Source organism: Streptomyces sp. NPDC047108 (assembly GCF_040643575.1).
Taxonomy (GTDB): domain Bacteria; phylum Actinomycetota; class Actinomycetes; order Streptomycetales; family Streptomycetaceae; genus Streptomyces.
On record NZ_JBEYUP010000004.1, the window covers coordinates 258,557 to 270,978 of the forward strand.

A 12,422-nucleotide genomic window follows, 5' to 3' on the forward strand; every position below is an offset into this window, starting at 1 on the left:
ATGAGACATTCGTGTCTCACATGGGCTACTCTTGTCTCATGTCCGTCGATCGTGAACACGTACTGCGCGCCGCCGCCGCCCTGCTCAGCCGCAAGGCCACGGCCTCCATGGACGAGATCGCCAAGGCCGCCGGCATCAGCCGGGCGACCCTGCACCGGCACTTCGCCGGGCGGCCCGCCCTCGTCGAGGCGCTCGGCCTGCTCGGCATCGAGCTGGTCGAGGAGCGGCTCGCGGCGGCGCGGATCGACGAGGGGGACCCGGTCGAGGCGGTCCGGCGCACGGTCGCCGAGGCCATGCCCGTGGCCGGCTTCCTCGCCTTCCTCTACGGCGAGAACCAGCTCTACGAAGCCGGGGGAGCGATGGAGGAGGGCTGGGAGCGGATCGACGAACGGGTCGCCGCGCTGTTCCGGCGCGGACAGGAGAAAGGGCTCTTCCGGTTCGACCTGACCCCGGCCTGGCTGAACGAGGCGCTGTTCGCCCTCATCGCCGCCTCGGCCTGGTCGGTCCAGGAGGGCAGGCTCGCGGCCAACGACGCGGGCTACATGGTCACCGAGCTGGTGCTCGGTGGAGTGATGCGGAGTGTGGAGAAGTGAGCAGCAAGACCGCGGAGCGCCTGACCGGCGTGAACGGTGCACCCGGGGCCACCGAGGCCAAGGGGGCACCGGGTCGGTGGCTCGCCCTGTCCGTGCTCGTCCTCGCCGTCCTGCTGGTGGCCGTGGACGCGACCGTGCTCGGCCTGGCCACGCCGTTCCTCAGCGAGGACCTGGAGCCGACCGGCAACCAGCTGCTGTGGATAGGCGACGTCTACTCGTTCGTCATCGCGGGTCTGCTGGTGTCCATGGGCAGCCTGGGTGACCGTATCGGCCGCAAGAAGCTCCTGCTCAGCGGAGCCGTCGCCTTCGGCGGACTGTCGGTCCTGGCCGCGTACGCCACCACGCCCGAGATGATGATCGCGGCCCGGGCCCTGCTCGGCGTCGCGGGCGCCACCCTCATGCCCTCCACGCTCGCCCTGATCCGGAACCTCTTCCCGGACCCCCGGGAGCGCAGCGTCGCCGTCGGCATCTGGGGCGCGATGGCCTCGGCCGGTGCGGCCGTCGGTCCTGTCGTGGGCGGCTTCCTGCTGGAGCACTTCTGGTGGGGCTCGGTGTTCCTCATCAACCTGCCCGTGATGGCGGTCCTCGTCCTCGTCGGCATCAAGCTGCTGCCGGAGTCCAAGAACCCCGCCCCCGGACCCTGGGACCTGCCCAGCGTCGGCCTCTCCCTCGTCGGCATGATCGGCGTCGTCTACCTCGTCAAGGAACTGGCGTCGCACGGCCTGCGCTGGGACGCGGTCGGGGCCGGTCTTCTCGGCGTGCTCGCCCTGCTCATGTTCGCCCGGCGCCAACTCCGGCTCCGCGCACCGCTGCTGGACATGCGGCTGTTCCGGAACCGCGGCTTCTCCGGCGCCGTCCTCGCCGACCTGCTGACCATCCTCGGCCTGTCCGGCCTGGTCTTCTTCCTGTCGCAGTTCCTGCAGCTCGTGCAGGGGCGCGCACCGCTGGAGGCCGGCCTGGCCGAACTGCCCGCGGCCGTCGGCGCGGTGGCGGCCGGTCTGGTCGCCGGTGCCGCGGCCCGGCGCTGGTCCGTACGGGCGGTCGTCGCGGGCGGTCTCGCGGCCATCGGCGTCGCGCTCGCGGCGCTCACCCTGCTGCACGCGGAGACCGGCTACTGGCTGATGGGCGCCGTGCTGCTCGTCGTCGGCGTCGGTGCGGGTTTCTCCTTCACCGTCACCGCCGACGTGATCCTCTCCAGCGTGCCCAAGGAACAGGCGGGCTCCGCCTCGGCCGTGTCCGAGACGGCGTACGAGCTGGGCGCGGCCCTCGGCATCGCGCTCCTCGGCTCCATGGTCACCGGCGTCTACCGCGGCTTCACCGCGCCCGCCGGTGTCCCCGCCGACGCGGCGTCAGCGGCGCACGAGTCGCTGGGCGGTGCGGTCGAGACGGCGGCGCACCTGCCGGACGACGTGGCGTCCGGGCTGCTCTCCGCGGCGCAGGAGGCGTTCGTCGACGGTCTGCGGATCGCCTGCGGCGTCGGCGCGGCCGTCCTGCTGGCGACGGCGGTGGGAGCCTGGTTCCTGCTGCGCGGCCAGAAGCTGGAGGAGCGCCCGGACGAGCCCGCGGTCGTCGGGTCCCCGGCCGTCGAGGCCGCGGCGGAGTCATCTGCCCGGGCCGTCGAGCAGGGCGGTGACCCTGAGCGTGGGAGCGGAAGCCCGGCAGAGGCCGCCGCGGACGACGGCGTACTCGATGGCGGCCGCGTCGGGGAGGCGGCACACCGGAGCTGACGGGGGCGTGGTGGGTGGCCGGACGCAACGGCGACAGGGCCGCTCCGTCCGCCCACCCCCTCGTCCGCCCGAGGACGGGAACCGGCGCACGACGGCGGTTCGCCGACGAACGTCCCGCGGCGGCCTTCGGCACACCCTGGCCGCAGCCGCCCGCCGCAAATCCAGGTGCGGCCCGGCCGCCCCGAGTGATACCCCTCCGTGCCATGAACGCTCTGGTGACAGCGCGACTGATCCTGCACCCGCTCAGCCCCGACCAGGCCGAACGCATCGTGGCGGGCGCGCCGGACGCCCGTACCTCATGGGCCCCCGGCTACCCCGCCGCCGGTGACGTGGCCGGAGCCATGCGCTTCCTGTCCGTCTGCGCGAGCAGCGGTGACCCTCGGCCGTTCGGCGCCTACGAGATCCGGCGTCGCGACGACGGACACGCGATCGGCGGCCTCGGCTTCCACGGTCCCGCGGACCACGACGGCGCTGTCACCATCGGCTACGGCCTGATCCCGTCGGTGCGCGGCCAGGGGTACGCCTCCGAAGCACTCCGCGCCCTCCTGGCGTTCGCCCGCGCACACGGCATCACCCGGGTGCGGGCCGACACCGACCACGCCAACGACGCCTCCCGACGCGTCATGGCCGCCGCGGGCATGCGCCAGGTCGCGGAGGACGCACGACTGCGGTACTTCGAGACCACCTGGGCCGACGGCGCGGGGTGACCGGGCCGAACTCTAGGCGGCCTTGGCCTTCGTGGCGTACATGTCCACGTATTCCTGGCCCGACAGCTCCATGACCTCGGCCATCACCGAGTCCGTCACGGCGCGCAGCACATAGCGGTCGCGGTCCATGCCCTCGTACCGCGAGAACTCCATCGGCTCGCCGAAACGGACCGTCACCCGGCCCGGACGGGGCAGGCCGGCGCCGCCCGGCTGGATCTTGTCCGTGCCGATCATCGCGAACGGCACGACCGGGGCGCCCGTCATCAGGGTCAGCCGCGCGATACCCGTACGGCCCCGGTACAGGCGGCCGTCGGGGGAGCGGGTGCCCTCCGGATAGATCCCGAAGATCCGGCCCTCGTCCAGGACGCGGCGGCCCGTCATCAGCGCCGCCACACCGCCGTTGGCGCCGTCGCGGTCCACCGGGATCATGCCGACGCCGGTGAAGAACCACGCCATCAGGCGGCCCTTGAATCCCTTGCCCGTGACGTACTCGTCCTTGCCGATGAAGAACACCTGACGGTCGCAGACGAGCGGCAGGATCATCGAATCGATGAACGTGAGGTGGTTCCCGGCGAGAATGACCGGACCCGTGCCCGGGATATTGCCCGCTCCTTCCACCCGTGGGCGGAACAGCAGACGCATGATCGGTCCCAGCACTGCCTTGATGAGCGCGAAACGGGACAACGGGTCCTCCGGTGTCGTGGATGTCCGGCCAAGTACGTACAGAAGTATGTGCAGGTGAGGACGATACTCGTGGGTTCAGCACCACCGCACGTCGGGTTGACCGGACCGATACGTGGTGTTGACGTGCGTTACCCCTGTGTTCCGTCCATTGTCTCCCTTGCGAAAGGCGTAGCCGCTTACGATCAGCGCGTTGTGCGTCAGATGCGGGACACCGCAACATCACACATTCGCAGTGCACCGTTACGGCGCAATGCGCCGTAACGGCACGGACGAAAGGCGAGGAGTGGTTATGCAGCAGGAGCAGCAGCCGGGCCGGAGAGCCCTACTGGGTGCGGCGGCCGTCCTCGGCGCGGGAGCGGCGATGTTCGGCGCGTCGGGAACGGCGGCGGCCGAGGGGACCGCGACCGGCGGAGGACGCGGCCGCCTGCCGGTGCCGACCGTCATCGGCCACCGCGGTGCCAGCGGCTACCGCCCGGAGCACACGCTCGGTTCGTACCAGCTCGCCCTCGACATGGGTGCGGACGTCATCGAGCAGGACCTCGTACCGACGAAGGACGGCCACCTGGTCTGCCGCCACGAGAACGACATCACCGCCACCACCGATGTCGCCCAGCACCCCGAGTTCGCGGACCGGAAGACCACCAAGAAGGTCGACGGCAAGGACCTCACCGGCTGGTTCACCGAGGACTTCACCCTCGCCGAGCTGAAGACGCTGCGGGCCAAGGAGCGCATTCCGGCCGCCCGCCAGGAGAACACCCTCTACGACGGCCGCTGGGGGGTGCCCTCCTTCGAGGAGGTGCTGCAGTGGGCCGAACAGCAGGGGCGTCGGCGCGGCCGCCCGGTGTGGCTGCACATCGAGACCAAGCACCCCACGTACTTCCGCACGCTCGGGCTGGGCCTGGAGGAACGTCTCGCCAAGCTGCTCCGCAGGTACGGTCGTCACCGCGCGGACTCGCCCGTCTTCCTCCAGTCGTTCGAACCGAGCAGCATCCAGCGGCTGTCGAAGCTGGTGTCCTCCCCGCGTGTCGTCCTGCTCGACGCTGCGAACACCCGGCCGTGGGACTTCGTCGTGGCCGGCGACCCGCGGACCGTCGCCGATCTCGTCAAGCCCGAGGGGCTGCGGTGGATCGCGGGCTTCGCACAGGGCATCGGCCCCTGGCTGAACCTGGTCATCCCGGTGGACGCGAACGGCAAGCTGGGCACGCCGACCACCCTCGTAAGGGACGCGCACCGGGCCGGGCTGATCCTGCACCCGTACACGATGCGCAACGAGAACCAGTTCCTGCCCGCGGACTTCCGGCGCGGCACGGACCCGAACGCGTACGGGGACGCGTTCGGTGCGTTCAGGACCTACTTCGAGACGGGCATCGACGGCATCTTCTCCGACAACCCCGACACCGCGCTGCTGGCGCGGGACGACTTCCTGAGGAAGTAGCCGCCTGGGCAGGGAGCAGTACGAACGCACCGGGGAGCTCGCGCCGACGGCCCGTACGCCCGTCGGCGGGGGTTCCCCGGCGTCGTCGACCCGGACCGCCGTCGTCCCACGGACGGGTGAGCCGGCGGTCCCGGGGAAACCGGGGCCGCCTCCGCCGCCGTCCGGATCGGTATGGGACCGGCCGAGCTCCTCACCGCCTACCGCCCGCTGCTCGCCGCCGAGGCCGAAGCCGAGGCGTACGGCACGGGCGTCGACCCCGCCGACCTCGAACAGGGCGTCTGGCTGCGCCTGTTGGAGCGCACCCGCGCCACCGGGCCGCCGCCCGCGCCCGCGGCGTGGCTGCTCGACGCCGTGCGCACCGAGGCGCGCGGGGCCCGCCACCGTGCCCGCCGCGAGGTGCCGTACGAGGGCTGCGGCTCCGCCGCCGGTCACCCGGACGCGGGCCAGGACGCCTGGGCGTCCGGATGGGCCGCCCCTCCCGGTGGCGAGGCGGACGGCGCGGAAGGCGACGACGCCGGCGAGGGAGCGATCGGTGATCCGGCCGCCGTCGTGGAGGACCGGGTCCTGGCAGCGGAGACGCGGCGGGCCGTGCGGACGGCGGTCGCGCGCCTTCCGGGGCGCTGTCCTCGCCTGCTGACTGCGATGTTGTCGCCGAAGGACCCGACCTACCGGGAAGTCGCAGGTGAGTTGGGAATCTCACAAGGCAGTTTGGGGCCCGTACGTTCCCGATGCCTTGGATGTTTGCGCAGAATGCTGCTGGCGGAGGTTGCGGCAGCGGACTTCAGGGGAAGGGAGCGTTAGCCGGCCGGCGCCACGGAGGCGGGTGGCGCTCTCCCGGCCACCGCTGGGGGTGCTCCCGTCCAGCGGACCGGGCGGTGGCACGACGGCTCCGTACAGGGCCCACCGCCCGGGCCATCCACCACCCTCATCACCCGGGCGGACCGAACCTAGGGGAGGCATGCGCACATGGGCACGAGTGTGACCATCTCTGACGCGACCGAGCAGGACGCCGAGCAGATCCTCAAGCTGCAGTACCTCTGCTACCAGCGCGAGGCGGAACTCTACGGCGACTACACACTCGCGCCGCTCACGCAGACGCTGGACGACCTTCGTACGGAACTGGGCCGGGGCCGGGTGCTCGTGGCCCGGCTGAACGACGAGGTCGTCGGATCGGTGCGCGGCACGGTCGACGAGGACGGCACCGCGAGCCTCGTCAACCTCATCGTCCATCCCCGGATGCAGCGGCACGGCCTGGGAGGTCGGCTGCTCGCCGCCATCGAGGCACGGCTGGCGGAAGAGCTGGAGGCCAAGCGGTACCGGCTGTTCACCGGCCACCGCAGCCAGGGCAATCTGCGGCTCTACCGCAAGTACGGGTACGCGCAGGTCGGCACCGAAGAGGTCACCCGCAGGCTGAGCCTGGTGCGGCTGGAGAAGGACGCCGAGCCGCGCGCGTTCGTCACCAGCGCCTGAAGGGCCGGGGTCGGTTCTCCCGTACGAGGCACCGGCCGTCCGTCCCTTCGGGGGTGCGGGCGGACCGGTGCCTCAGCCGTGCGTGCCGGCAAGAGCTACGCGGGGCGGGCCCGGCGCAGCCAGATCAGCCCGGTGACCGGCAGCATCAGCGGCAGGAACAGGTAGCCCATGCCGTAGTCGGACCAGACGGTCGCGTCGGGGAAGGCCGACGGCTCGACGAGCGTCCATGTGCCCACGCCCAGCACGCCGATGAGCTCCGCGGCGCAGCACACCATCGCCAGGCGGCGGGCGGTCTCGCCGCCGCGGACGAGGGAGACGAGGATGAAGGCGTAGACGACCGCGGCGATCGCGGAGAGGACGTACGCGAGCGGCGCCTCGTCGAACTTCATGATCATCTGCGCGATGGAGCGGGACGCGGCACCGACGGTGAACACCCCGTAGAGCAGGACCAGAAGACGTCCGGGGCCCTGTCCCAGTCCACCCGTCCGGGCGGCCGGGGTCGCGGTCGGGGGCGTCGTGGAGGAGCGGTCGTCCGTGCCGGGCGATGCGGCCGGGCCGCCGGGCGCATCGCCGGACGCGGCGGACTCAGGCACCGGAGCCTCCCCAGATGTCGAAGAGCCGCACTTCGAGCACGGCCAGCACGACCGCACCCGCCGACACGGTCACCGAACCCCAGCGTGTCCGCTCCGACAGCGACATGACGCCGGCGGCGGGTACGGCCGCGGTCGCCCCGAGCAGATACGCGATGAAGATGCCGGTGCCGTCGTCCGGCTTCTCGCCGCGCGCCAGCAGCACGACGCCGATCACGAGCTGCACGAGAACGAGGACCGTCACCACGGCCATACCGATGAAGTGCCAGTCCTTGGTCGGCTGGTCACGGTAGGCGGCTAGGCCGCACCAGGCGGCCAGCGCCAGCGCGGCCGCACCGACCGCGACGGTCAGCGCGTCGGTCACCGTGACCTCGCCGCGGAAGACCTCGCCGCCGAAGACGGTGCCGCCGAGGTCCTCGCGACCCGGGCGGAAGAGCGGGTGAACAGCATGGGAAGACTGTAATGCGCCCGATTGATCCCACTGGCGGCGACCCCGGAGCCACCCCGTAGGCTCCCGCCCCATGAAGCTCTCCGCCGACGCGCTGCTGTTCGACATGGACGGAACCCTGATCTCCTCGATGGAGTCGGTCGTCCGCTGCTGGACGCGCTGGGCGGAGGAGTACGGGATCACGGCCTCGGAGTTCGCCCGCGTCCCCCTGCACGGCCGCCCCGCGGCGGAGATCATCGCCGATCTGCTGCCCGCCGAGCGGGCCGCGGAGGCGCTCGCCCGTATCGAGCAGCTCGAGGTCGAGGACGTCACCGGGGGCGTGGTCGTGCTGCCCGGGACCGCGGACCTGCTCGCCTCGCTGCCGGACGACGGCTGGGCCGTGGTCACCTCGGCGACGCGGCGCCTGGCCGAGGCGCGCCTGCGGGAAGCCGGCATCCACCCGCCCCTGCTGATCGCCGCGGACGACATCGTGCGCGGCAAGCCCGACCCGGAGCCGTTCCTGCTCGCGGCCGTGAAGCTCGGTGCCGAGCCGGCCCGCTGCGTGGTCTTCGAGGACGCCCCGGCGGGCCTGACGGCCGGTCGCGCCGCGGGCATGCGCACGGTGGCGCTCGTCACGACGCACGAACGGGCGGAGCTGGACGCGGACGTGGTGGTGGCCGATCTGTCGTCCGTATCGGCACAGGCCCGTGTATCGGCCCCGGCCGGCGCGGCGGGACTGGAGATCACGGTCGCGGGATGAAGCCGGCCGCGATGTACGGCCCCTGCACACCGGGCTGAACCGTGCTGCCCGCATCGTGCGGCATTTTGCACATCGCCTTCCGCATGTTGGTCGCCTGTGTCCGAACTGTGGACACGTTTGATCGGCTCAGGCCGCGGTCTGTTTACTTGCGGCCATGACAGCACCGAGCGAACGCACCCCTGCGACCGAGGCGACGATGACGCCCGGTGCTCGCTGTCCGCGCATCACGCGCCGAATGTGTGACTGCTGAGGACTCACGGCACCTCCTCGCGCCCCGCAGCGAGAACCCTTCCCGAGCCGCGTCCGGCTGCCGCACCGCAGCGGACCGCCCCGGCCCCCGCGTCACCCACGACTCCCCGCCCGGACCGCACCGGACGCCGCCGTGCCGTGCGCACCCGGCGGAATGACGCCCCTGCCTGCGTCACGCCGCCCTGACACCGGCCGAAGTACCCCGTGCCCGGCGGCGATCCCGCCGCGCACACGACCCGATGGAAACCCCCGTGATCACCACCACAGGCCTGACCAAGGTCTACCGCTCCCAGGGCCGCCAGGTCACCGCCCTCGACGGCGTCGACCTGCATGTCCGCGAGGGCGAAGTGTTCGGCGTCGTCGGCCGCAGCGGCGCCGGCAAGTCCACGCTCATCCGCTGCGTCAACCTCCTCGAACGCCCCAGTTCCGGCACCGTCGTGGTCGACGGCCAGGACCTCACCGCGCTGGCTGGCCACGCCCCCGAGCAGTCCCGGCCCGGCAGCCGCCCCGGCGGCGCCAACGCCGAACTGCGACGGGCCCGCACCCGTATCGGCATGGTCTTCCAGCACTTCAACCTGCTGTCCTCGCGCACCGTGCAGGACAACGTCGAACTGCCCCTGGAAATCCTGGGTGTCACGCGCCGGGAGCGCTCGCGCAAGGCCCTCGACCTGCTCGACCTCGTCGGCCTCGCCGACAAGGCCAGGGCCTACCCCGCGCAGCTCTCCGGCGGCCAGAAGCAGCGCGTCGGCATCGCCCGCGCCCTCGCCGGCGACCCCAAGGTGCTGCTCTCCGACGAGGCGACCTCCGCCCTCGACCCGGAGACCACCCGCTCGATCCTCCACCTGCTGCGCGACATCGGCCGCCAACTCGGGCTGACCGTCCTGCTCATCACGCACGAGATGGACGTCATCAAGACCGTCTGCGACTCCGCCGCGCTGATGCGGGACGGCAGGATCGTCGAGAGCGGCAGCGTCGCCGAGGTGCTGGCGACCCCGGGCTCCGAACTCGCCCAGGAACTGTTCCCGGTCGGAGGTGAGGCCTCCGGCCCGGACCGTACGGTCGTGGACGTCACCTTCCACGGCGAGGCCGCGACCCAGCCGGTGATCTCGCAGCTCTCCCGTACGTACAACATCGACATCTCCATCCTCGGCGCCGCCATGGACACCGTCCGCGGAGGCCAGGTCGGCCGCATGCGCATCGAACTGCCGGGCCGCTTCGAGGACAACGTCGTGCCCATCGGCTTCCTGCGCGAGCGGGGCCTGCGGGTCGACGTGGCCGGGACCGCGGTCACGGCCGGGCCGGTGAAGGAGGGCGCACGGTGACCTGGTCCGAGATGCAGCCGCTGCTGACCGACGCCTGTCTCGAGACGCTCTGGATGGTCGGCTGGTCGGGACTGATCGCGGTAGCGGGCGGCCTTCCGCTCGGCCTGCTGCTCGTCCTGACCGACCGCGGTGGCCCGCTGGAGAACGTCGTCGTGAACAAGGCCGTCGGCCAGATCGTCAACGTCGGCCGCTCCATGCCGTTCATCATCCTCATGGTCGCGCTGATGGCGTTCACGCGCTGGGTCACGGGCAGCACCATCGGTCCCGGCGCGGCGATCGTCCCGCTGGCCATCGGCGCCATCCCGTTCTTCGCCCGCCTCGTCGAGACCTCCGTACGCGAGGTGGACCGCGGACTCGTCGAAGCCGTCCAGGCCATGGGCGGCTCCACCTGGGCCGTCGTCCGCAAGGTGCTGCTGCCCGAGGCGCTGCCGTCCCTGATCGCGAGCGCCACCACCACGGTCGTCGCCCTCATCGGCTACTCGGCGATGGCCGGGACCGTCGGCGCCGGCGGCCTGGGCGACCTCGCCGTCCGCTACGGCTACCAGCGCTTCGAGACCGGGCTGATGTGGATCACCGTGGCCGTCCTGGCGGTGGTGATCTCCGCGATCCAGTACGCCGGCGACCTCGCGGCGCGACGCCTGTCCCGTACGGCCTGACCCCGCGCTCCGTTCCGCCGCCCCACCGTCCCCCGGAGGGCTGTCCCCACGGCGCTCCGTCCTCACCCGCCCCCACCACCCAGCGGGGGCCCGCTCCACCCATGAGAAAGGCACTTTTCGTGCGTAACACCATAAAGACAACGACCGCCGTCCTGGCCGCCGGAGCCCTCACCCTCGGGCTCTCCGCCTGCGGCGCCGGCTCCGCGTCCACCGCCGAGGCCGACCCGGACGTGCCGCTCCTCGTCGCCGCGAGCCCCGTCCCGCACGCCGAGATCCTCACCTACGTCAAGGACCACCTGGCGGAGAAGGCCGGCCTGAGGCTGGAGGTCCAGGAGTTCACCGACTACGTCACGCCCAACACGGCGACCGAGGACGGATCGGTGGGCGCCAACTACTTCCAGAACCAGCCGTACCTGGACGACTTCAACGAGAAGAACGGCACCCACATCGTGCCCGCCGGCACCGTGCACCTCGAACCGCTCGGCCTCTACTCGAAGAAGGCCGGCTCCGTGAAGTCCCTGCGCAGCGGCGCCACCGTCGGCCTCCCCAACGACACCGTGAACGAGGCCCGCGCCCTCCGCCTCCTCGACGCCCACGGCGTCATCCGGCTGAAGTCCGGTGCCGGCAACGCCGCCACCCCCGCCGACATCGCGGACAACCCGAAGAAGATCGCGTTCAAGGAGCTCGAGGCGGCCCAGCTCCCGCGCTCCCTCGGCGACCTCGACGCCGCGGTCGTCAACGGCAACTACGCGATCGAGGCCGGCCTGAAGCCCGCCGAGGATTCCCTGATCCTGGAGTCCGCGAAGAACAACCCGTACGCCAACTTCCTCGCCGTGAAGAAGGGCAACGAGAAGGACCCGCGGGTGAGGAAGCTGGCGAAGCTCCTCACCTCGCCCCAGGTGAAGCAGTTCATCGAGAAGAAGTACCAGGGCTCGGTCCTCCCCGCCGGCGACGCGAAGTAACCCGCGCATCCCGGCCCGCGCACCGCGGACGGAGACGGGCTCCACCCCCGTACGGCGACGGGCTCCACACGCCGTACGGAGGCGTGGAGCCCGTCTCCGCCATCAGCGGAATGCGACCGCTGCGTGACCCGGTGCTCCCCTCGTACGCCCCCATGCTGCATGCTGGGTTCCCGATTCCCCCCATGACGGAGAGGCGCATGACATCCACCTTCCCGGACATTTCCATCAGCACGGAGCGGCTGGTGCTGCGCCCGTTCGAGGAAGGGGACGTACCCGCGCTCGCGGACATGATGAACGACGAACTGGTGACGGCCTGGACCTCCGTGCCCCACCCGTACACCCGTGACGACGCCCGCGCCTGGGCCACCCGGATCGCGCCGGCCGAGCGCGCCGAGGGCCGCGGCATCGTCTTCGCCGTCACCGAACTCCTCACCCAGCGCCTCGTCGGCGCCGTGCACCTGCAGCGCACCGACTGGCGCGTCCGCTCCACCGAAGTCGGATATGTCACCGCACGCTGGGCGCGCGGCGAGGGGTATGCCTCCGAAGCCGTCCACGCCCTGGCCCAATGGCTGTTCCGGGACCAGAAGTTCGAGCGCATGGAGCTGCGCACCGCGGCCGACAACACCGCGTCCCAGCAGGTCGCGCAGAAGATCGGCAGCATCAACGAGGGCGTGCTGCGCAACGCGTGGATAGCCCGTTCCCGCACCGAGGACGGCGGCTGGACGGACATCCGCACCGACCTCATCGTGTGGAGCCTGCTCCCGGAGGACCTCGAGGACCTCGCGGAGGCCACCGCCGACGGCGACGGGTTCTCCGCGTACCCCGACTGGGACTGACCGA

At 71.7% G+C, this 12,422-nt stretch carries 13 protein-coding genes and 1 pseudogene; 11 read left to right on the forward strand and 3 right to left on the reverse strand.

What is annotated here, in order from left to right; translation table 11 throughout:
* The first annotated feature begins 38 nt into the window (after positions 1–38).
* The 3 genes from ABZ822_RS12370 (at position 39) to ABZ822_RS12380 (ending at position 3,027) form a co-directional block, all read left to right on the forward strand.
* The gene (locus ABZ822_RS12370) at positions 39–593 is read left to right on the forward strand and encodes a helix-turn-helix domain-containing protein (RefSeq protein WP_360851093.1); all 555 of its coding nucleotides are present in this window, start codon (positions 39–41) and stop codon (positions 591–593) included.
* A 20-nt stretch (positions 594–613) separates the two neighbouring features.
* A complete protein-coding gene (locus ABZ822_RS12375) occupies positions 614–2,320 on the forward strand; it encodes an MFS transporter (RefSeq protein WP_360851465.1) in 1,707 nt (568 codons plus the stop codon).
* 203 nt (positions 2,321–2,523) lie between these two features.
* Complete coding sequence (locus tag ABZ822_RS12380; protein ID WP_360851096.1) at positions 2,524–3,027, forward strand: GNAT family N-acetyltransferase; 504 nt, start codon at positions 2,524–2,526, stop codon at positions 3,025–3,027.
* A 12-nt stretch (positions 3,028–3,039) separates the two neighbouring features.
* On the opposite strand, the gene ABZ822_RS12385 is transcribed toward ABZ822_RS12380, so the two are convergent.
* A complete protein-coding gene (locus ABZ822_RS12385; protein ID WP_360851468.1) occupies positions 3,040–3,669 on the reverse strand; it encodes a lysophospholipid acyltransferase family protein in 630 nt (209 codons plus the stop codon).
* 331 nt (positions 3,670–4,000) lie between these two features.
* Between ABZ822_RS12385 and ABZ822_RS12390 the strand changes: the two genes are divergently transcribed.
* The 3 genes from ABZ822_RS12390 (at position 4,001) to ABZ822_RS12400 (ending at position 6,616) form a co-directional block, all read left to right on the forward strand.
* Entirely contained in the window at positions 4,001–5,146 is a 1,146-nt protein-coding gene (locus ABZ822_RS12390) for a glycerophosphodiester phosphodiesterase (RefSeq protein ID WP_360851099.1), read from the forward strand.
* A gap of 171 nt (positions 5,147–5,317) precedes the next feature.
* On the forward strand, positions 5,318–5,947 hold the full coding sequence (locus ABZ822_RS12395; protein WP_360851102.1) for a sigma-70 family RNA polymerase sigma factor: 630 nt from the start codon (positions 5,318–5,320) through the stop codon (positions 5,945–5,947).
* Positions 5,948–6,112: 165 nt separating this feature from the next.
* Positions 6,113–6,616: a GNAT family N-acetyltransferase gene (locus ABZ822_RS12400; RefSeq protein ID WP_360851105.1), complete on the forward strand. Its 504-nt coding sequence runs from the start codon at positions 6,113–6,115 to the stop codon at positions 6,614–6,616.
* A 95-nt stretch (positions 6,617–6,711) separates the two neighbouring features.
* Here ABZ822_RS12400 and ABZ822_RS12405 read toward each other — a convergent pair whose 3' ends face one another.
* Together ABZ822_RS12405 and ABZ822_RS12410 are read right to left on the reverse strand one after the other, a co-directional pair.
* Positions 6,712–7,092, reverse strand: a complete 381-nt coding sequence (locus tag ABZ822_RS12405; protein ID WP_360851471.1) for a hypothetical protein — start codon at positions 7,090–7,092, stop codon at positions 6,712–6,714.
* A 109-nt stretch (positions 7,093–7,201) separates the two neighbouring features.
* Complete coding sequence (locus ABZ822_RS12410) at positions 7,202–7,570, reverse strand: hypothetical protein (RefSeq protein WP_360851107.1); 369 nt, start codon at positions 7,568–7,570, stop codon at positions 7,202–7,204.
* A gap of 157 nt (positions 7,571–7,727) precedes the next feature.
* Between ABZ822_RS12410 and ABZ822_RS12415 the strand changes: the two genes are divergently transcribed.
* The 5 genes and pseudogenes from ABZ822_RS12415 to ABZ822_RS12435 all read left to right on the forward strand — a co-directional run bounded on the left by ABZ822_RS12415 (position 7,728) and on the right by ABZ822_RS12435 (position 12,418).
* The gene (locus ABZ822_RS12415; RefSeq protein WP_360851110.1) at positions 7,728–8,393 is read left to right on the forward strand and encodes an HAD family hydrolase; all 666 of its coding nucleotides are present in this window, start codon (positions 7,728–7,730) and stop codon (positions 8,391–8,393) included.
* A gap of 500 nt (positions 8,394–8,893) precedes the next feature.
* Positions 8,894–9,964, forward strand: coding sequence for an ATP-binding cassette domain-containing protein (locus ABZ822_RS12420; protein WP_360851113.1), 1,071 nt, complete (start codon positions 8,894–8,896; stop codon positions 9,962–9,964).
* Positions 9,961–10,599 (forward strand): annotated as a pseudogene (locus ABZ822_RS12425) (methionine ABC transporter permease); the annotation flags it as partial. The gene ABZ822_RS12420 and the pseudogene ABZ822_RS12425, both read left to right, overlap by 4 nt.
* 140 nt (positions 10,600–10,739) lie before the next feature.
* Entirely contained in the window at positions 10,740–11,582 is an 843-nt protein-coding gene (locus tag ABZ822_RS12430; protein WP_360851116.1) for a MetQ/NlpA family ABC transporter substrate-binding protein, read from the forward strand.
* Between the two features lie 197 nt (positions 11,583–11,779).
* Positions 11,780–12,418: a GNAT family N-acetyltransferase gene (locus ABZ822_RS12435; RefSeq protein WP_360851118.1), complete on the forward strand. Its 639-nt coding sequence runs from the start codon at positions 11,780–11,782 to the stop codon at positions 12,416–12,418.
* Positions 12,419–12,422 lie beyond the last annotated feature (4 nt).